This window comes from Streptomyces coeruleorubidus (assembly GCF_008705135.1).
Taxonomy (GTDB): domain Bacteria; phylum Actinomycetota; class Actinomycetes; order Streptomycetales; family Streptomycetaceae; genus Streptomyces; species Streptomyces coeruleofuscus.
Genome location: NZ_CP023694.1, coordinates 1385788 through 1403845 on the forward strand (window position 1 = coordinate 1385788; position 18058 = coordinate 1403845).

Genomic DNA, 18058 nt, shown 5'->3' on the forward strand with positions numbered 1-18058 from the left:
GGCCGGACGGATCACCCCTCCGGCTGACACCGGGGGCACCACACCGTGCCGCGGCCCGCCATGCGGGACCGGCGCAGACCGCTGCCGCAGCGCGGGCACCTGGGGTCGGGGTCGTCACGGTGTCCCGTGAGCCAGGAGTCCCGCGGCGGCACGCAGCCGGCGCTGACGGCGGACCGCAGGGTTCTGCGCATCTCGCTGTACAGGCGGCGGCGGTCGTCCTGGGTGAGCTCACGCGCCAGGCGGTCGGGGCGCAGCCGGGCACGCCACAGGATCTCGTCGGCGAGCAGATTGCCGAGGCCGGCCAGGGCGGACTGGTCGGTGAGCGCGGTCTTCAGGTGCCCTCGGCGCGACGAGAGCACGGCCTCGAAATCCGCGCGGTCCACCGCCATCGCGTCGGGGCCCTGCCGCCCCAGCAGCCGGTCGAGGTCGGAGTCGTCGCGGGCCAGCCACAGGCCTTGGAGCTTGCGCTGGTCCCGGAAGCGCAGCTGACGGTTGCCGCTCAGGGTGAACAGCACCCGGTCGTGGGCCTCGACGGCATCGTCGGGACGACCGCAGACCAGCCGCCCGGTCATGCCGAAGTGCAGCACCAGGGTGGGGCCGCCGGTGCGGGCGAGCAGCCACTTGCCGTGCCGCTCCGGGGTGCCGAAGCGGCGGCCCTCCAGCGCGTCACGCAGGCCCCGGACCCCGACCCCGTGCAGGACGCCCGCGTCCCGCACCTCGACATGCCGCACGACCCGTCCCTTCGCACAGGACTCGAGCACCTGACGGAAGCCCTCGACATCGGGCAGCTCGGGCATGACCGACGGGTCAGGATTCCTGGAGGACGGACAGCACGTTCCCCGCCGGGTCGGTGAACCAGGCGATCAGCGGGCCGCCGCCGCGGAAAATGCCCTTGTCGTCCGCCTTGAGGTGGTCGTAGCGCTCGAAACGCACCCCCTTTCGGCTCAGCTCGTCGACCGCCGCCTCGATGTCGTCGACGGGGAAGTTGAGGATGGTGTAGGTCGCCGGGGTGTGATCCTCCTTCGGGTAGACCAGGATGTCCCGGCCACCCGCGATGTGCAGGATCAGCATGCCGTGCTCTTCCGAGACGCGGAGTCCCAGCGTGTCGCCGTAGAACTTCCTGGCCGCCTCGATGTCGTTCACGGAGAAACCGCTGTACGCCTTCGTCGTACCGAACATGATCGCCTCCCGGACATAGTTTCCTCACAGGTCAGACCGGGACGCATCCGGAAACTCATCGCTTATCGGGCGAACGGCAGGGCGTGCCCTCCGCCCAGGCGGGGGCAGGGTCACCCCACAGGCCGCCGGCCTCTGCGGCGCAGCCAGCCCAGAACGCCATGGGAAGGCGTGGGGGCCGGGGGCACGGACCGGTCTTCCTCCGGAGCCGCGACCGGTCCCGGCGCCGAGGTCGGGGCCGGTACCGGTCCCGGCGCCGAGGTCGGGGCCGGTACCGGTCCCGGCGCCGAGGTCAGGGCCGGTTCCGGGGCCGGGCGTGGTGCCGGGCGTTGCCTTCGGGCCGTTTCCATCGTGTGGGCGAGATCCGCACGGAACCAGGCCACTTCGTCCGGCTCGCTCGCCGTCATGAGCTCCTGGGCCCGGTCGGCGGCGGGTGAGCCGGGCGCGCCGTGCGCCGGAAGCCGGGGGCGGCAGCGGTCCAGGTGGGCGCGCTCGTACGGGTCCTCGACGACCTCCGCCACGTCGGCCGGGTCGAGGAGGCAGGCGACGGCCGCCGCATGCGCCCACGGGTCGTCTCCCGCCTGCCGCAGCAGGAACCCGATGTGCCGTCCCCGCCAGTTGCGGGGCCGCCGGTCCAGCCCCGCCTTCAGTCCTTCCCGCACCTCCGCGGGCGCGCGGCCGGTCAGCAGCCGGGCGTTGCTCGCCTCGCTCGCGAACTGCCGCAGCTCCTCGGCCAGATACAGCCATACGACGGTGCGGTAGCGGTTCAGATAGAAGCGCACGGGCACCAGCAGGCCGAAGCGCGCGAGGCTCGTGAACCTGGTGGGCGTCACGTCCATGAGCTCGGCGCCCTCGTTGGTTCCTGCGGTCGCGACGCGCTCGCGCAGCGCGTCCGGGAAGCCGTCCTCGGCGCGCAGCCGGTCGAGCTCGGCGCGGGCGACCCGTCGACCTCCGCCTCCTTCGTCGGGCACGGTCCGGATGAGTCCGAGATTCACCGCCAGGTCGAACTCGCCCCGCTTCAGGTCGAGTTGGCGAGCGGCCCAGCTGGCGGCGCAGGTGAGGCGGTCGGGTTTCGCGATGGTTCCTGACATGGTCGGTCTCCCCCGTGGAGTCGGCGGCTCACGCCGTGTGCGGTTGCCGTGAAAAAACCGTAGCCGCTTCGGCGCACCTCGTGGCGAGCCTGTGGATAACTCCGCGGGGGTGACGAACGTGCAGGTCAGATGCCTGTTTCCGGTTTCCGTTCGGGCTGGCGCGCATCCACGTCGAGGTGCTCGCCGACCCGGTTGACGAGAAGTGTCATCTCGTAGGCGATCTGGCCGATGTCGGCCTCCGCGCCGCTGAGGACGCACAGACAACTGCCCGTGCCGGCCGCTGTGACGAAGAGCACCGCGTCGTCGAACTCGATCATCGTCTGGCGTACGCTGCCCGCGCCGAAGTGCCGTCCCGAGCCCTTGGCCAGGCTGTGCAGTCCGGACGACACGGCCGCGAGGTGTTCCGCGTCCTCGCGGCGCAGGCCGGTACTCGCCCCTGTCACCAGGCCGTCGTTGGACAGGACCAGTGCGTGCCGCACGTGGTGGACGCGCTCGGTCAGGTCGTCCAGCAGCCAGTCCAGTCCCTGGTTCTGCGCCATGTTCCGATCTCCCCGTTTTCTCCCCGTGCGATTCTCCTCCTGGCCGGAGGATCTCCACGCCAGCCTTCCCCACGACCGCTGCGGGGGCAAGGAGGATGGGAGCCATGGCAGAGAAGATGACCGACGCGCAATGGCGGGAGTTCGTTTCCCACGGCACCCGCACCGGAAAGCTCTCCACGGTCCGGGCCGACGGGAGCCCGCACGTGACCCCGATCTGGTTCGTCCTGGACGGTGACGCGCTGGTGTTCAACACCGGCAAGGACAGCGTGAAGGGGCGCAATCTCATCCGTGACGGCCGGGTCGCCCTGTGTGTGGACGACGACCGGCCGCCGTACTCCTTCGTGGTGGTGCGGGGCCGCGCCCGGGTCTCGGAGGACCTCGACGAGATACGGCACTGGGCCACCCGCATCGGCGCCCGGTACATGGGCGAGGAGCGCGCCGAGGAGTTCGGCGCCCGCAACGGCGTCCCGGGCGAACTCCTGGTCCGTGTCACCATCGACAGGGTCCTCGCGGAGCGGGACGTCGCGGACTGACGGAGAGGAATCCCGGTCAGCCGACCGAGTCGAGAAGCCGGGCGGTGTGCATCCGCCCGGCGTACTCGACGAGCCGGATCAGCACCTCCTTTCCCGAGTCGCGGTCCCGGGCGTCGCACAACACCACGGGCGTGCCCCGGTCGAGGTCGAGGGCGCGCGAGACGTCCTGGGCGCCGTGCCGCCGGGCGCCCGCGAAGCAGTTGACGGCCACCACGAACGGGATGCGCCGGTGCTCGAAGTAGTCGACCGCGGGGAAGCAGTCCTCCAGGCGACGGGTGTCCGCGAGGACCACCGCGCCGAGCGCCCCTTGCGACAACTCGTCCCACAGGAACCAGAACCGGTCCTGGCCCGGCGTGCCGAACAGGTACAGGGAGAGGCCGGAGCGGATGGTGATGCGACCGAAGTCCATGGCGACGGTCGTGGTGGTCTTGTGGTCCACACCGTCGGTGTCGTCCACCAACTGGCCTGCTTCGCTGAGCAGTTCCTCGGTGCGCAGCGGCCGGATCTCGCTGACGGCGCCCACCAGGGTGGTCTTGCCCACGCCGAACCCGCCGGCGACCAGTATCTTCAACGCCAGTGCGGAGGTGTCGCCGCCGGTGGCGTCGGAGTCTTCGGAGACCATTGATCACTTCTCTCGGGAGTGCCGGCAAGGGGTGAGGTGAGTACGTGGGCGGTGTGCCGGCGTCTACAGCGCCCTCAGTCCCGCGATCACCTCGCGCAGGATGCGCTCGTCGGGCAGCTGTGCCGGCGGCACGGGGCGGCTGACGGTGACGCTGCCGAGTTCCAGGAGATCGCCGAGGAGGACCCTGACGACGCCCACGGGCAGGTCCGCGCCCGCGGCGAGTTCGGCGACCGACTGGGTCTCCGTACGGCACAGGTCGAGGAGGGTCCGGTGTTCCGGACCGAGCGGGACGTCGTCCACGCCGGGCGCGGACGGGTCCAGCGTGACCAGGGCGATCAGGTCGAACCGCACGCCGGTGGGGCCGGGCCGGGTGCGGCCGCCCGTCATGGCGTAGGGGCGGACGAGCGGGCCGGCCTCGTGGTCGTACCACTGGCTGCCCTGCTCGGGCGGGGTGCCCATCATGTCCTCGGTCATCTGCGCGGACCGCCCTCTCGGTTCATCCGGCGGCGGACGGCCGGGCGCCGACGCGGGGCGCGGTGCCGAGGTGCTCACCGACACGTTTGACCAGTCGTGCCATCTCGTACGCCACGAGGCCGATGTCGGCGGTCACGGCGGTGAGGAGGGCGAGACAGGATCCGTCGCCCGCCGCGGCCACGAACAGGAAGCCCTCGTCCATCTCCACCATGGTCTGGCGGACACCGCCGGCACCGAAGTGCCGTCCGGCCCCCTTGGCGAGGCTGTGGAAGCCCGAGGCGACCGCGGCGAGGTGCTCGGCGTCCTCGCGTCGGAGGCCGGTCGAGGCGCCCACGGCCAGGCCGTCGTTGGACAGCACCACGGCGTGCCGTATCTCGCTCACGCGGAGCACCAGATCGTCCAGCAGCCAGTCGAGTTCGCCGGAGCTCCGGGCGGAATGGGTGCTCGGGTCCTGGATCATGCGGGGTCTCCTTCGGAGCTGTCGTCGCCCGTCGGGCCGGGCGTGGTTCCGCGGCCGGGCCGCCTGCCGCCGCCGCGCGTCCAGCCGTCGCGGTACGCCGCCATGCGGTCCCGGACGAGTTCGGGGGTGCGTTCGTCGTCCCGGGGTGCGGGCGAGGGCGGGGGCTCCTCGGGGCGCCCCTCGCGCAGTTGGGGTGCGAGGCTGGCCTGCCGCACGCGACGCGGGAGGTCGTCGGAGCCTTCGGGCTGCTCCTGGGGCCGGTGCAGTCGCAAGGTGGCGACTCCTGGGGGTGGTGTGTGGCTCATGGTCTCTACGGCGGCCGGGACGGGAGCCACCAGGGCGCGCCGGTCGGCCGGTGCCGCGACGGCGTCGGGGGCGGTGTCCTGATGCGGGATGCCGTCGGGCACGCGCACGTGGGCGCGTTCCTCGGGCTGCCGGGCGTGCGCCGCTTCGCCGTAGGAACGCTCCGCTTCACCGTGGGCACGTTCCGCCGCCCCGGTGTGCAGCAGGGCGGTGGGCACCAGGACGACCGCGGTGGTACCGCCGTACGGCGAGGTCCTCAGGTGGACCTTGATGCCGTGCCGGGCGGCGAGCCTGCTGACCACGAACAGGCCGAGCCGGTCGCTGTCGAACAGGTCGAGCGCCTCGGACTGCTCGATGCGGCGGTTGGCCTCGGCGAGGGTCTCCTTGCCCATGCCGAGGCCGCGGTCCTCGACCTCGACGGCGTAGCCGTTGCCGACGGGTTCTCCGGTGACGCGCACGCGCGTGTGGGGCGGCGAGAACTGGGCGGCGTTCTCGATGATCTCGGCGAGGAGGTGCGTGAGGTCGGCCACGGCCGCGCCCACGACGGCCGCCTCGGGGAGCTGCCGTACCTCCACGCGCGCGTAGTCCTCCACTTCGGAGACGGCCGCGCGGACCACGTTGGTCAGGGAGACCGGCCTGCGCCAGGCCCGGCCGGGGGCCGCTCCGGAGAGGATGATCAGGCTCTCCGCATGGCGCCGCATGCGGGTGGTGAGGTGGTCGAGGCGGAAGAGGTCGCTCAGTTCGTTCGGGTCGTCGGAGCGGCGTTCCATGCTGTCGAGGAGGCTCAGCTGCCGGTGGACGAGGATCTGGCTGCGGCGGGCGAGGTTGACGAAGACGCCGGAGATGCCGCTGGCGAGTTCGGCGCGCTCCACGGCGGCCCGCAGCGCGGCACGGTGGACGGTGCCGAGAGCCTCGGCGACCTGTCCGGTCTCGTCGTCGGCGGACGGACCCGGCGGTGCCTCGGCGCGGATGTCGATCTCCTCGCCCGCGCGCAGTCTCCGCATGGCCTCGGGGAGTTTGCGCCGGGCGATCTCCAGGGCGCTGTTGCGCAGACTGACGAGCTCCACCACGAGACCGCGGCCGACGCGTACGGAGATGACGAGCGAGGCGGCGACGGCGGCGAGGCCGAGCAGGACGGCCGCGCCGGCCGGGGTGAGCAGTCCCCGCGTGAACGGGTCGGCCCGCTGCGCCACGCCTCGTGCGGCGTCGTCCTCGATCGTGCGCATACCGTTCTGCACGCGCGCGTGGGCGGTGTTCCAGGTGCTCTCGGGTACCGCCTCGATCGCCTTGGCTCCCGGTCCGCCGGCGAGGATCCCGTCCTCGGCGTCGCCCAGCCCGGCGTAGGCGCTGCTGTCTGCGAGGGCGTTCCACGCGGAGCGTTCGGTGCCGCGCAGGTCGGTGACGGCCGACTCGGTCAGGGTGCGGCGCAGTTCGACGGCGCCGGTGAACAGCCGGAGCCGCTCCCCGGTCAGCGTCCCGGACAGGCGGGCGCTGGCCAGAAGCGCGTCCTCCCGGGCCAACGCCTCGCCGGCCCGGGAGAATTCGAGCAGCACGCGCGCGTCGGAGCCGAGGTCGGCGTCCTGGATGCCGGTGAGGGCACCGCCGACGCCGAGAGCCTCGGCGATGGTCCGGGTGTAGCGGTCGTACGTCTCGGCCCAGCCGGCGCGCCGGTCGCGCACCTCGGTCCGCAGCGGACGCAGTTGCTCGGCACCGGCGACGAACGCCTCCAGCCGGCGGGCGACTCCGGCGGGCAGTTCCTCGCTGTCGGCGACGGTGCTGTTCTCGCCGAGCCGCAGTTTCGCGACGGCCCGGTCGGTGCGCCGGGCGAGTTCGTCCAGTTCGCCGCTCCCTGCGGCGGAGGGGTCGGTGGCGCGGCGTACCGCGGTGGCGCGTTCGGCCTGGAGGGCGGCGACCGCGGCGGAGACGGGGGCGCGGACCATGGCGTCCACGCGCTGGACCTGCCGTAGGCGGGAGACGTCCTGGGCGGTGGTGACGGTGGCGTGGGCCCACAGGGCCAGGAGGGAGACGACCGGCACCATCAGCAGACAGACGATCTTGGCGCGCACGGTACGGGGGCGTATGTGCCAGCGCTCCGCGCGCGTGGGCACCCCGTCCGCTGCGGCCCCCGAGGGCGCCTCGGAGTCCTCGTCGGCCGGTGGTCCGGCATGCGCGCGGCGACCGCGCACGGGCGGGAGCGGCGCCTCGGCGCCGGCTGTGGGGGTCCTACGGGGTGTACGCATGGACTCCTCGCTCGGGGGTGGTTCGGGGCGTGTCGCCCCGGCTTCAGGGCGTGCCGTCCGTGCTTCGGGCCGTGGGGCTTGCCGTTCGGACCGTGAGCCTTGCCGTTCGGACCGTGAGCCTTGCCGTTCGGACCGTGGGGCGTGCCGTCCGGGCTTCCGGCCGTGCCCATCCAGCCACAGGGGCGTGCCATCCAGACCGAGGGGCATGCCGTCCGGACCGACGGCCGTGCCGTCCAGACCTTGGGTCGTGCCGTCCGGAGGACCTGTCGCCCGCCCCGCCGGGCCCCGGTCGCGGCTAACGGGCGACGCTCTCGACCGGCCGCTGGGCCGACGCGGACGCCTCACGCTCCCCTGCCGTCGGCGACAGCGCGACGAAGGCGGAGGTCAGGAAGAGGTAGGACCCGAGGCCGACGGCGAGGGGGAAGATGAACTGCATCGCCGTGGCCCCGGGCAGTGCCTCCCCGGAGGGCGTCACGCGCACGCTCACCGCGAACATCCCGGTGTAGTGCATGCTGCTGACGGCCGCGCCCATGATCAGGGAGGCGATGGTGACCGCGACGGGCGACTTGATGTTGAGCGCCGCCCACAGAGCCGCCGTCGCGGCGACGACGGCAATCAGGACGGAGAGCCCGACGACCACCGGGTCGTAGGTCACGTCGCCGTGCAGGCGGACGGCCGCCATGCCCAGGTAGTGCATGCTGGCGACGCCGAGGCCGGTGGTGAGCCCGCCGATCAGCAGGGCCCGGCCGCGGTCCCGGCCGTAGCCGACGGCGAAGACGCCGGCGCAGACGACGACCATGGCGACGAGCAGGCTCAGCAGGGTGAGCGGCACGTCGTAGCGGATATCGGTGCCGGCGACGCTGAAACCGAGCATGGCCACGAAGTGCATGGTCCAGATGCCGGTGCCGATCGCCGAGGCGGCGGTGACGAGCCAGTTGCGGCGCGAGCGCCCGGTGGCGGCGAGCGCGCGCACGGTGCAGCGCAGCCCGAGGGCGGCGCCTATACAGGCCATCACGTACGACAGCGCGGGGGTCAGCCACCCCAGGGCGGCGTGGTCCAGGTGTCCCATGACCCCGGGACGCTAGACCCGGCAGGGGCGCACAAAGGGGGCGCATTTCGAAAGGTGTTGGAATATGACGCAAGGATGTACCGGAACGATCGGGTCACGCTCGAACGTGTGCACTGAGGCGTCATCCGTGCCGGTGAGGAATCATGCCGTACATGAGCGACGACCAGACGCGTGTCCAGGAGTTCTTCACCGCCCGCGCCGCCGACTGGGACAGCCGGTTCCCCGACGACGGTCCGGCCTACGCCGCCGCGGTCGCCGAGCTCGGACTGCGCCCGGGCGACCGAGTGCTCGACGCGGGGTGCGGCACCGGACGCGCCCTGCCGCCGCTGCGTGCCGCCGTGGGGCCCTCGGGAGTGGTGCTCGGGGCCGATCTGACCCCGGCCATGCTGCGGGAGGCCGTGCGGGCCGGACGGGACCGTGACGGGGCGTTGCTGCTCTCGGACGTCGCCGCGCTGCCGCTGCGCTCGCACTCGCTGGACGCCGTATTCGGGGCGGGCCTGATCTCGCATCTGGCGAGTCCGGCCGAGAATCTGCGGGAGCTGGCGCGCGTCGTGCGCCCCGGTGGTGTGCTGGCGCTGTTCCACCCGATCGGCAGGGCGGCCCTGGCCGCGCGCCACGGCCGCCCGCTCACCCCGGACGACCTGCGCGCCGAGTCCAACCTCCGGCCGCTGCTGGCCGGTTCGGGGTGGCGGCTGACGTCGTACGTCGACGAGGACTCCCGCTTCCTTGCGCTCGCCGTCCGCGAGGACTGAGCCGCCGCGTCACCCGGCTCCCTCACCCGGCCCCGTCACCCGGCCTCGGCATCCGGCGCCGCCACGTGCCGCACGGGGCAGCCCCGGACGCCCGGGACGGGGCGCGTGCCCAGGTCGTCGAGCCGGTAGCCGTACGGGTAGCCCTTGATCTCCCAGTTCTGGCGGGCGAAGTGCGGGGCGCTCCGGGGCTGCAGCAGACGTACGGCGCGGCCCCGCAGCCGTATAGCGCGACGCACCCACGCGCGTGTGGCGGCGCTGGGCGGGCTGTAGCGGAAGGCGCGCAGCAGAGAGTCGTCGAGCAGCGCGAGGGTCGTGGTGCGCAGCAGCGGCGCGAGCGGGCGCGGGTACCAGGAGGACATCAGGTCGAGCGTGGCGTCCGAGACCCGCCGGGACTCCTCGTCCCACGCGAAGTGGGCCGCCTCGTAGCCGTCGAGGCAGCTCTCGAACTCCTCGTACGTCTCGGGGATGTCCTTGATGCCCAGGTGCCGGCCCAGCGTGCGGTAGTGGACGACACTGGCCACGATCTCGTGGCGCGACATCCTGCGCCACGCGTAGGCGTCGATCCACCGTTTGGGCACCACGACGAACGTGCAGAGCACGTAGCGCATGTCGTCGTTGCTGATGTCATAGCTGCGGTGCATCTGGTTGATGCGGCGGATCGCGGTCCTGCCCTGGTCGCTGCCGAAACCGTGCTCGACCACGGCGTCCAGGAGCAGCGACGTGTCGTCGTAGCGCTTCTGTGTCCGCTCCGTGAGCTCCGCTGTCTCGGCGAGCAGCCGGCCGATGCCCGGGACGGCGTACGTGCGGTACAGGGCCAGCTCCAGGGCGCGGGTGAAGTCCCAGGGAAACTCGTACGCCACGCTCAGCCGGTAGATCTCCGTGGCCTCCCGGTACGGGTCCATCCGCCGTATCTGTTCCAGCCGTGCGAAGCGCTTCACAGTGCCATCCCCCTTCTGTCACCGGAGATCCAACTTTACGTTGGAGTCAGCGAGATGACCGGCAGGCGGGACATCCGCACAGGGGGAAGGTGGTCAGCATGTGGGGCAAGGTCCGGAAGGCCGGGGACAGAGTCGCTCACGCCTTGCGCACGGAGACGAAGACCGGTGAGGGCAAACGTCCGCACAATCTCTTCGAGGCGGCCGCGGCCTACGTCACGGCGAGCGCGGAGGACGACCAGGAGCGGGCCGACGAGGCGGCCGGCTGGGTCTCGCCCGAGGCGCTGTCGTTCGGGGTGAACGAGCTGGCAGGCCGGGCCGTCATCGCGCTCGCACGGGAACGCGGCGAATCGCCCCGGACCGTGGCCCGTGAGCTGCTGGGGCTGCCGGCGGAGTGACGCGCCCCGACCGGACGGCCGATTCGCCCCGTCCGCCGGAAAAGGGCAGCCCCTGGTGCGCACGCAAGGCCGTGACAAGCGGCTTCCGCGCGCACTAGGGTGCGCGCCGGTGGACGAACCGATGGGGAGGCTGGGATGGCCGGGACGGATGAGGACACCGTCGCCGCCGCGGACGACGCGCTCTATGTGCTCACGGCGGTGTTGCTGACGCCGGCGCAGTTCCCGAGCGTGCTGGGCGACGACTATCCGGAGGCGTGCGCGGCGCTCGGCCTCGCGCCGCTCGCAGACGGGTACGGGCTGGTGCTCGGCCAGGACGGCGAGGGAGCCCGGTGGACGGTGGTCATCGACGACGTCTCCCTGGTGGCCGTCGCGATCGCGTCCTGGGACTGCGGGATGGAGTACGAGCTGTCGCCCGACGAGCGCACGGTCGTCGCGGCCCTGCCCGGCTGGCCTCTCGCGGTCGCCGTGGCGGCGCCCGGAGTGCCCGCGCCGCACGATCCCGGCCCGGAGGCCGACGACCGGCCCCCGCTGACCCCGCCGGACACCGCCGTCTGGGGCCCGGCCCAGCGGCGCCTGGGCGCGGACGAGATCGCCCTTCAGTGGGCGATGTGGCGGGAGCAGGTCGACGACTCGGCCTTCCCGGCCCCGGGGTCCTCGGCGACCCCGGACGACGGAGGCGCTGCGGCCGACGGTCCGGGCGGAGGCGGGGAGAAGGGGCAGCAGGGCCACAGCGGCATCCGGCGCGTCCTCGCGGAGGCCCGCACCTACATCGACTCGCCACCGCCGCTGGGCCGGGTCCGGTCGTCGTTCGCGCCGGGTGACGCGCGGACCCTGCGGGCCGACGGTCCCGGCTGGTCGCTCGTGGCCAGGACCGACGACATCGCCTTCGTGCTGCTGGACGAGGAACCGGGCGAGATCCTGCCGGTGGGCCGGGGGCCGGAGCTGCCGGGTCTCCTCGAAGCCCTCGACAAGATGGCCGTACGGCCGAACTGAGCCGGTGCGGCCTCGCGCCGCACCGGTCATCAGCGCGTCAACGGCCCGACTCCTTGCGGGTCAGCGCGTCAACGGCCCGACTCCTCGCGGGTCAGCGCGTCAACGGCCCAGCTCCTTGCGGGTGGCGCGGCGCAGCCTGCGCCGCTGCGAGGGGTCCAGCGTGAGATACGCGGCTGCCGGGACTCCCAGGATGATCAGGAGCGATGCCCACCAGGGCAGCCAGATCAACAGGATGAGCCCGACCGCCACACCACCTGCGGCGATCTTGGCGTTCTTGGACATGATGTCGCCTCCTTCGCGGCCACTGCCGCTCTCTGTCTCGAAAACGGGCCCGCGCTTGCGGCGGTTCCTGACCGCGACCCTGAGACATCCCTGAGGCGCTACCCTTAGGCACCCCTGAGACCTCTATCGTGACCCACTTCACAGCCAAGTCATACCCAGAGGTTGCGGGAAGTGCTGTACCCTCGGCGACTCCGACTCAACTAGTCAAATTTGAGGAATCAGCCATAGCCGAGCATCCCACTCCCCCGGCATCCTCCGACTTCTCCGAACTGGCCCACTGCCGCACCGCGTTCCTGCCTGGCGACCCGGCGCGGTCGGGCAGCGTCGCCTTCTGGCGGCCGGACGGCGAGACCCCTCCGGTGACGGCGTCGGCGTCCGTATCAGACCTGACCGTCGTCGTGCCCGGCGTCGACGGAGTCGAGCCGCAGAGCGTGCCCGCCGTCCTGGTGCCGGTGCGCGCCGCGCTGCCGGTCCTCGTGCGCGCGCGTATCGGCGCGCAGGGGCACCGGTCCACCGTGTTCTGGGGCGCGGCGGCCACACACGCCCTGCACCTCGTGGCGCGCGGGCTCCTGCTGCCGGGCCTGTCCCCCGGCGACCACGACGCCTGGCGCACGGGCCCGCTGCGCGCCCAGGACGTCGAGGCCGTACGCCGCCTCGCCGCCGCCATGCCGCCCGAGGCGCACGCCGTGCCACTGGCGGACGCCGGGTCGCTGCGGCTGCCCGACCCGGAGCAGCTCCTGCGCGCCTTCCTCGACGCGGTCGCCGACACCCTGCCCCGCTCCCCCGCCGCGCCGCTGGTCACCGGCGGCCCCGCCTACGCGTCATCTGAGCCGGTGCGGCTGCCCGAGCAGCGCACGTGGGCCGCCGACGTCGCCGCGGGCCACGACGCCGGGGTGCGGCTGTCGCTGCGGATCGAGGCGGACGGCCTGACAGACACGCCGGACGGCCTGACGGACGCGGCGGCCGACGACACGGGCGTGACGTTCCGGGCCGTGCTCCAGGTGCACAGCGTGAGCGATGCCGCGCTCGTGGCGGACGCCTCGGACGTCTGGGCCGGTGCCGAGGGCGAAGCGTTCGGCCCCCGCGCGCGGATGGACGCCCTGCTCGCCCTGCGCCGCGCGGCCCGGGCCTGGGCGCCTCTCACGCCCCTGCTGTCGGCGACCGTTCCGGACGCGGTCGAGCTCGCCGACGAGGAGGTCACCGAACTGCTCGGCACAGGCGCCGGGGCGCTGGCGGCGGCCGGAGTCGACGTGCACTGGCCGAAGGGGCTGACCCGCGAGTTCACCACGCGCGCGATGGTGGGGCCTTCCGACGACGAACCGGAGTCCGGCAAGGCCTTCGCCGACATGCCGTCGTTCCTGTCCGCCGACGCGCTGCTCGCCTTCGACTGGTCCTTCGCGCTGGGCGACCGGCGGCTGAGCCGCGAAGAGCTGGACCGGCTCGCCGAGGCCAAGCGCCCTGTGGTGCGGCTGCGCGACCAGTGGGTCCTGATCGACCCTCAGGACGTACGCCTGGCTCGCTCCCGGCACGACCACAAGGTCACGCCGGTGGACGCGCTGGGCGCGGCCCTGACGGGCTGGGCGGAGGTGGACGGCCGCCGGGTCGAGGTGCGGCCCACCGGGTGGCTGGCGGCCCTGCGGGAGCGGCTCGCGGACCCCGAGGCACAGCAGCCCGTGGAGCAGCCGGCCGCCCTCGCGGCCACCCTGCGGGACTACCAGCGGCGGGGCCTGAACTGGCTCGCCGGTATGACCTCACTGGGCCTCGGCTGCTGCCTCGCCGACGACATGGGGCTCGGCAAGACGATCACGCTGATCGCCCTGCATCTGCACCGGCAGACCGACGCCCGGTCCGCCGGGCCCACCCTGGTGGTCTGCCCGACGTCCCTGATGGGCAACTGGCAGCGGGAGATCGAGCGGTTCGCGCCCGGCACACCCGTGAGGCGCTTCCACGGCGCACGGCGCATCCTCGACGGCCTGGCCGACGGGGAGTTCGTGCTCACCACGTACGGCACGATGCGCCTGGACGCACCCCGGCTCGCCGAGGTGCCGTGGGGCATGCTCGTGGCGGACGAGGCCCAGCACGTGAAGAACCCGCACTCCTCGACCGCGCGGGAACTGCGGTCCATCGGCGCACGCGCGCGCGTGGCGCTCACCGGCACCCCGGTGGAGAACAACCTGTCGGAACTGTGGGCGATCCTCGACTGGACCACTCCGGGGCTGCTGGGCCGCCTCGGCACCTTCCGCCGACGGTACGCGGAGGCCGTCGAGGGCGGTCAGGATCCGGGCGCCGCGGACCGGCTGGCCCGGCTCGTACGGCCGTTCCTGCTCCGCCGACGCAAGTCGGACCCGGGGATCGCGCCCGAGCTGCCGCCGAAGACGGAGACCGATCACGCGGTGTCGCTCACACAGGAGCAGGCAGGCCTGTACGAGGCCGTGGTGCGCGAGGCGCTCGCGGAGATCTCCGGCGCCGGCAGCATGGCGCGGCGCGGACTGATCGTGAAGCTGCTGACCGGCCTCAAGCAGGTCTGCAACCACCCGGCGCAGTACCTCAAGGAGGAGCGGCCGGTGATCGCCGGACGCTCCGGCAAGCTGGAGCTGCTGGACGAGCTGCTCGACACGATCCTCGCCGAGGAGGCGGGCGTGCTCGTCTTCACGCAGTACGTGCAGATGGCCCGCCTCCTCGAACGGCACCTGGCCGCCCGTGGCACGCCCTCGCAGTTCCTGCACGGCGGGACGCCCGTAGCCCAGCGCGAGGCCATGGTGCGGCGCTTCCAGGACGGCGAAGTGCCCGTGTTCCTGCTGTCGTTGAAGGCGGCGGGCACCGGCCTGAACCTCACCCGGGCCGAGCACGTCGTGCACTACGACCGCTGGTGGAACCCGGCCGTCGAGGCCCAGGCGACCGACCGCGCGTACCGCATCGGCCAGACCCGGCCCGTGCAGGTGCACCGGATCGTCGCCGAGGGAACCATCGAGGACCGCATCGCCGAGCTGCTGGCCCGCAAGCGGAAGCTGGCGGACGCGGTCCTGGGCTCCGGCGAGGCCGCCCTCACGGAGCTGACGGACGCGGAACTGGCGGATCTGGTCGAACTGCGAGGGGGCCTGCGATGACTCGGTACGACGGTGACACGGAGCGCACGTTCGCCGCGCTGCCGCCCGCGCACGGGCGGGGCTTCGCCGAGACCTGGTGGGGCCAGGCCTGGCTGAAGGCGCTGGAGGAAACGGCACTGGACTCGAAGCAGCTCAAGACGGGCCGCCGGCTCGCGCGCGCGGGAGCGGTGGGCGCGGTGTCGGTGCGCCCGGGGCGGCTCACGGCCGTCGTCCAGGACCGCGACCGCACGGCACACCGGGCCGACGTCCTGCTGGAGGAGCTCTCGCCCAGACAGTGGGACCGCTTCCTGGACATGACCGTGGAGCGGGCCGGTCATGTGGCGGCGCTGCTGGACCGGGAGATGCCTCCGCACCTGGTCGAGGACGCGGCGGCCGCGGGCGTCGAACTGCTGCCGGGCCTGGGCGATCTGGAGCCGGAGTGCGGCTGCGGAGCCTGGGACCACTGCGGCCACACGGCGGCGCTCTGCTACCAGGTGGCGCGACTGCTGGACCAGGACCCGTTCGTGCTGCTCCTGATGCGGGGACGCGACGAAGCCACCCTGCTGCACGACCTCCAGTCGCGCGGCGGCGCCTCCGCCACGGAGCGTTCCGTCCAGGCGGGCGTGGACGCGGCCGAGGCGTACGCGGCCGGCGACATCCTGCCTCCGCTGCCTCCCCTGCCGGAACTTCCGGCCGAGCCGGGGGTGCCGCCGTCCCTGGACACCGAGACGCCGCCCGCTCCGGGCATCGACCCGGCCGCGCTCGAGTTCCTGGCCGCCCGCACCGCCGTACAGGCCCACCGCCTGCTCGCGGAGTCACTCCGGGACGCGGACGAACGGCACGTTCCCGGCACGGACTTGTCCGTCTCGGAAGACGCCGTACGGCTGGCCGCCGGCGAGCCCGGGAGAGAGGTGGCGGACCGCCTCGCCGACGGGTCGGGGCGCGGCCGGGAAGGGCTGGCGGCGGCGGTCCGGGCCTGGCACATCGGTGGTACGGCCGCGTTGTCCGTGCTCGACGAGGAGTGGAAGGTGGAGGGCGAGACGCTCGCACGCGCGCGTGCCGCCCTGGAATCGGCCTGGGACGCGGACGAGCGGCCGGAGCTGCGGGCGCGGGGCAACCGCTGGACGGTCGTCGGCGTACCGATCCAGCTGCGCCTCGGCCGGGACGGCCGGTGGTGGCCGTACCACAAGGCGCGCGGCCGCTGGCTGCCCGCCGGAGGGGCCGCACAGGACCCTGCGACGGCATTGACGTCGGCGGAGCTCGCCGCCGGTGACGAGACCGCTCCGGGCTCAGGGCAGTAACTCGCCGGCGTCCAGGGACGGCAGGAGCGATTCGAAGCCGCTCGGCAGATCGCTCGGCAACTGGCTCGCAAAGCCCGACGGCAGCCGGGTCGGCAGCTTGCTGGGCAACTCGGTGGGCAGCTCCGTGGGGATACCGAAGGACGGAGCCGGTGTGCTGCTCGTGCTCTCGGCGGGCGGCTCCCGGTCCGGCGAGTCGTCGCTTCCCCTGGCCATCAGCACCACGAGGGACACGGCCACGACGGCCACGAGCACGGCGAGCAGGAGGAGCAGAGGGTTCCGGCGCCGGGGAGGCCCGGGCGGGTGAGGCGGTACGGGCGGCATGGCCATACCGACCAGCGTCGCCGCGCACCGCTCAAGGCGGGAGGGGCGCACGGAAGTTGATACGGGCTCATGGCGCGGACCGCATGATTCCGGAGCATTACGGACTGTGATTCCACAGCACTGCGGACCGTGATTCAGGAGCATTACGGCCCCGTTGGCCGGTCACACACCCCATGACCGGCCAACGGACCCGCACACGCGAACCGATCGGGCCCCGCACCCGCGCATGCCAAGGACCCGCGCGCGCGTGCGCTCAGCCGCGGGCCCCCAGCAGGTGATCCATCGCCAGCTGGTCCAGACGCTCGAAGGCCATGCCGCGGGCGGCGGCCGCCTCGACGTCGAAGGCCTCGAAGGCCGACCGGTCGGCGAGCAGGGCCTGGAGACCGTCCGCGGCGGTCGGCTGGGCCAGCTCGTCCAGGCGGGCCGCGCTCAGAGCCTCCTGGACCTCCGGGTCGGCGCGGAAGGCGGCGGCGCGCTCCTTGAGGATGAGGTAGTTGCGCATGCAGCCGGCCGCCGACGCCCACACCCCGTCGAGGTCCTCGGTCCGCGGCGGCTTGAAGTCGAAGTGCCGCGGACCGGTGTAACCAGCCGACTCCAGCAGGTCGACCAGCCAGAACGCGGACCGCAGGTCGCCGGCGCCGAAGCGCAGGTCCTGGTCGTACTTGATGCCGGACTGGCCGTTGAGGTCGATGTGGAACAGCTTGCCCGCCCACAGCGCCTGCGCGATGCCGTGCGGGAAGTTCAGCCCGGCCATCTGCTCGTGCCCGACCTCGGGGTTGACGCCGTACAGCTCCGGCCGCTCCAGGCGCTCGATGAACGCCAGGGCGTGGCCGACGGTCGGCAGCAGGATGTCGCCGCGCGGCTCGTTCGGCTTGGGCTCGATCGCGAAGCGCAGGTCGTAGCCCTGGGAGGTGACGTACTCGCCGAGCAGGTCGAAGGCCTCCTTCATCCGGTCCAGGGCCGCGCGGACGTCCTTGGCGGCGCCCGACTCGGCACCCTCCCGGCCGCCCCAGGCCACGTACACCTGGGCGCCGAGCTCGACGGCGAGGTCGATGTTGCGGATGGTCTTGCGCAGGGCGTAGCGGCGCACGTCGCGGTCGTTGGCGGTGAACGCGCCGTCCTTGAAGACCGGGTGCGTGAAGAGGTTGGTGGTGGCCATCGGGACCTTCATGCCCGTGGCGTCCAGCGCCTGCCGGAAGCGCTTGATGTGGGCCTCGCGCTCGGTGTCGTTCGAGCCGAACGGGATCAGGTCGTCGTCGTGGAAGGTGACGCCGTGGGCGCCCAGCTCGGCCAGTCGCTGCACCGTCTCGACCGGGTCGAGGGCACGCCGCGTGGCGTCGCCGAAGGGATCCCGTCCCTGCCAGCCGACGGTCCACAGTCCGAAGGTGAACCTGTCCTCGGGGGTGGGCTGGTAGCTCATGCCGCGGCTCCTTGCTCGCTGAGGCTATTTCGTCATGCCGATTTACAAATTAGTATGCGAGCA

The 18058-nt window shown here is 72.8% G+C and carries 19 protein-coding genes; 6 read left to right on the plus strand and 13 right to left on the minus strand.

Annotated elements, in window-relative coordinates; translation table 11 throughout:
* Positions 1 to 11: 11 nt before the first annotated feature.
* The 4 genes from CP976_RS06210 to CP976_RS06225 form a co-directional block, all read right to left on the minus strand.
* Entirely contained in the window at positions 12 to 797 is a 786-nt protein-coding gene (locus CP976_RS06210) for an Fpg/Nei family DNA glycosylase (RefSeq protein WP_150479410.1), read from the minus strand.
* Positions 798 to 807: 10 nt separating this feature from the next.
* Positions 808 to 1179 (minus strand): VOC family protein, encoded by a 372-nt coding sequence (locus CP976_RS06215; protein WP_150479411.1) that lies wholly within the window; start codon positions 1177 to 1179, stop codon positions 808 to 810.
* Positions 1180 to 1289: 110 nt separating this feature from the next.
* On the minus strand, positions 1290 to 2267 hold the full coding sequence (locus CP976_RS06220; protein ID WP_150479412.1) for a DUF6397 family protein: 978 nt from the start codon (positions 2265 to 2267) through the stop codon (positions 1290 to 1292).
* Between the two features lie 125 nt (positions 2268 to 2392).
* Positions 2393 to 2806, minus strand: coding sequence for a roadblock/LC7 domain-containing protein (locus tag CP976_RS06225; protein WP_086850870.1), 414 nt, complete (start codon positions 2804 to 2806; stop codon positions 2393 to 2395).
* A 104-nt stretch (positions 2807 to 2910) separates the two neighbouring features.
* Here CP976_RS06225 and CP976_RS06230 point away from each other — a divergent pair, with 104 nt between their 5' ends.
* Entirely contained in the window at positions 2911 to 3339 is a 429-nt protein-coding gene (locus CP976_RS06230; protein WP_150479413.1) for a PPOX class F420-dependent oxidoreductase, read from the plus strand.
* A 16-nt stretch (positions 3340 to 3355) separates the two neighbouring features.
* On the opposite strand, the gene CP976_RS06235 is transcribed toward CP976_RS06230, so the two are convergent.
* The 5 genes from CP976_RS06235 to CP976_RS06255 form a co-directional block, all read right to left on the minus strand.
* Positions 3356 to 3961, minus strand: a complete 606-nt coding sequence (locus CP976_RS06235; RefSeq protein WP_150479414.1) for a GTP-binding protein — start codon at positions 3959 to 3961, stop codon at positions 3356 to 3358.
* Between the two features lie 63 nt (positions 3962 to 4024).
* Positions 4025 to 4435: a DUF742 domain-containing protein gene (locus tag CP976_RS06240; protein ID WP_150479415.1), complete on the minus strand. Its 411-nt coding sequence runs from the start codon at positions 4433 to 4435 to the stop codon at positions 4025 to 4027.
* Positions 4436 to 4457: 22 nt separating this feature from the next.
* Positions 4458 to 4895 (minus strand): roadblock/LC7 domain-containing protein, encoded by a 438-nt coding sequence (locus tag CP976_RS06245; protein WP_150479416.1) that lies wholly within the window; start codon positions 4893 to 4895, stop codon positions 4458 to 4460.
* Positions 4892 to 7438, minus strand: a complete 2547-nt coding sequence (locus CP976_RS06250) for a sensor histidine kinase (RefSeq protein ID WP_150479417.1) — start codon at positions 7436 to 7438, stop codon at positions 4892 to 4894. Before CP976_RS06250 ends, CP976_RS06245 begins: the two co-directional genes overlap by 4 nt.
* Before the next feature lie 295 nt (positions 7439 to 7733).
* The gene (locus tag CP976_RS06255) at positions 7734 to 8507 is read right to left on the minus strand and encodes an MHYT domain-containing protein (protein WP_150479418.1); all 774 of its coding nucleotides are present in this window, start codon (positions 8505 to 8507) and stop codon (positions 7734 to 7736) included.
* 152 nt (positions 8508 to 8659) lie between these two features.
* Between CP976_RS06255 and CP976_RS06260 the strand changes: the two genes are divergently transcribed.
* The gene (locus CP976_RS06260) at positions 8660 to 9259 is read left to right on the plus strand and encodes a class I SAM-dependent methyltransferase (protein ID WP_150479419.1); all 600 of its coding nucleotides are present in this window, start codon (positions 8660 to 8662) and stop codon (positions 9257 to 9259) included.
* A gap of 35 nt (positions 9260 to 9294) precedes the next feature.
* Here CP976_RS06260 and CP976_RS06265 read toward each other — a convergent pair whose 3' ends face one another.
* Complete coding sequence (locus CP976_RS06265; protein ID WP_150479420.1) at positions 9295 to 10197, minus strand: oxygenase MpaB family protein; 903 nt, start codon at positions 10195 to 10197, stop codon at positions 9295 to 9297.
* 98 nt (positions 10198 to 10295) lie between these two features.
* On the opposite strand from CP976_RS06265, the gene CP976_RS06270 reads away from it, so the two are divergent.
* Positions 10296 to 10592, plus strand: coding sequence for a hypothetical protein (locus tag CP976_RS06270; RefSeq protein WP_150479421.1), 297 nt, complete (start codon positions 10296 to 10298; stop codon positions 10590 to 10592).
* Between the two features lie 135 nt (positions 10593 to 10727).
* Positions 10728 to 11585 (plus strand): hypothetical protein, encoded by an 858-nt coding sequence (locus CP976_RS06275; protein WP_150479422.1) that lies wholly within the window; start codon positions 10728 to 10730, stop codon positions 11583 to 11585.
* Positions 11586 to 11684: 99 nt separating this feature from the next.
* On the opposite strand, the gene CP976_RS06280 is transcribed toward CP976_RS06275, so the two are convergent.
* Positions 11685 to 11867, minus strand: a complete 183-nt coding sequence (locus tag CP976_RS06280) for a hypothetical protein (protein ID WP_010040978.1) — start codon at positions 11865 to 11867, stop codon at positions 11685 to 11687.
* Positions 11868 to 12091: 224 nt separating this feature from the next.
* On the opposite strand from CP976_RS06280, the gene CP976_RS06285 reads away from it, so the two are divergent.
* Together CP976_RS06285 and CP976_RS06290 are read left to right on the plus strand one after the other, a co-directional pair.
* A complete protein-coding gene (locus tag CP976_RS06285; protein WP_373304900.1) occupies positions 12092 to 14974 on the plus strand; it encodes a DEAD/DEAH box helicase in 2883 nt (960 codons plus the stop codon).
* Positions 14971 to 16254: an SWIM zinc finger family protein gene (locus tag CP976_RS06290; RefSeq protein ID WP_150479423.1), complete on the plus strand. Its 1284-nt coding sequence runs from the start codon at positions 14971 to 14973 to the stop codon at positions 16252 to 16254. The genes CP976_RS06285 and CP976_RS06290 overlap by 4 nt, the downstream gene beginning before the upstream one ends.
* On the opposite strand, the gene CP976_RS06295 is transcribed toward CP976_RS06290, so the two are convergent.
* Positions 16243 to 16581: a hypothetical protein gene (locus CP976_RS06295; protein WP_150479424.1), complete on the minus strand. Its 339-nt coding sequence runs from the start codon at positions 16579 to 16581 to the stop codon at positions 16243 to 16245. The genes CP976_RS06290 and CP976_RS06295 overlap by 12 nt on opposite strands.
* Before the next feature lie 247 nt (positions 16582 to 16828).
* On the minus strand, positions 16829 to 17995 hold the full coding sequence (gene xylA / locus CP976_RS06300) for a xylose isomerase (RefSeq protein ID WP_150479425.1): 1167 nt from the start codon (positions 17993 to 17995) through the stop codon (positions 16829 to 16831).
* Positions 17996 to 18058: the final 63 nt, after the last annotated feature.

Bases quoted from the DNA above. Each gene is read 5' to 3' on its own strand.
- CP976_RS06210 (WP_150479410.1), bottom strand. From the start codon at position 797: ATGCCCGAGCTGCCCGATGTCGAGGGCTTCCGTCAGGTGCTCGAGTCC.
- CP976_RS06215 (WP_150479411.1), bottom strand. From the start codon at position 1,179: ATGTTCGGTACGACGAAGGCGTACAGCGGTTTCTCCGTGAACGACATC.
- CP976_RS06220 (WP_150479412.1), bottom strand. From the start codon at position 2,267: ATGTCAGGAACCATCGCGAAACCCGACCGCCTCACCTGCGCCGCCAGC.
- CP976_RS06225 (WP_086850870.1), bottom strand. From the start codon at position 2,806: ATGGCGCAGAACCAGGGACTGGACTGGCTGCTGGACGACCTGACCGAG.
- CP976_RS06230 (WP_150479413.1), top strand. From the start codon at position 2,911: ATGGCAGAGAAGATGACCGACGCGCAATGGCGGGAGTTCGTTTCCCAC.
- CP976_RS06235 (WP_150479414.1), bottom strand. From the start codon at position 3,961: ATGGTCTCCGAAGACTCCGACGCCACCGGCGGCGACACCTCCGCACTG.
- CP976_RS06240 (WP_150479415.1), bottom strand. From the start codon at position 4,435: ATGACCGAGGACATGATGGGCACCCCGCCCGAGCAGGGCAGCCAGTGG.
- CP976_RS06245 (WP_150479416.1), bottom strand. From the start codon at position 4,895: ATGATCCAGGACCCGAGCACCCATTCCGCCCGGAGCTCCGGCGAACTC.
- CP976_RS06250 (WP_150479417.1), bottom strand. From the start codon at position 7,438: ATGCGTACACCCCGTAGGACCCCCACAGCCGGCGCCGAGGCGCCGCTC.
- CP976_RS06255 (WP_150479418.1), bottom strand. From the start codon at position 8,507: ATGGGACACCTGGACCACGCCGCCCTGGGGTGGCTGACCCCCGCGCTG.
- CP976_RS06260 (WP_150479419.1), top strand. From the start codon at position 8,660: ATGAGCGACGACCAGACGCGTGTCCAGGAGTTCTTCACCGCCCGCGCC.
- CP976_RS06270 (WP_150479421.1), top strand. From the start codon at position 10,296: ATGTGGGGCAAGGTCCGGAAGGCCGGGGACAGAGTCGCTCACGCCTTG.
- CP976_RS06275 (WP_150479422.1), top strand. From the start codon at position 10,728: ATGGCCGGGACGGATGAGGACACCGTCGCCGCCGCGGACGACGCGCTC.
- CP976_RS06280 (WP_010040978.1), bottom strand. From the start codon at position 11,867: ATGTCCAAGAACGCCAAGATCGCCGCAGGTGGTGTGGCGGTCGGGCTC.
- CP976_RS06290 (WP_150479423.1), top strand. From the start codon at position 14,971: ATGACTCGGTACGACGGTGACACGGAGCGCACGTTCGCCGCGCTGCCG.
- CP976_RS06295 (WP_150479424.1), bottom strand. From the start codon at position 16,581: ATGGCCATGCCGCCCGTACCGCCTCACCCGCCCGGGCCTCCCCGGCGC.
- xylA (WP_150479425.1), bottom strand. From the start codon at position 17,995: ATGAGCTACCAGCCCACCCCCGAGGACAGGTTCACCTTCGGACTGTGG.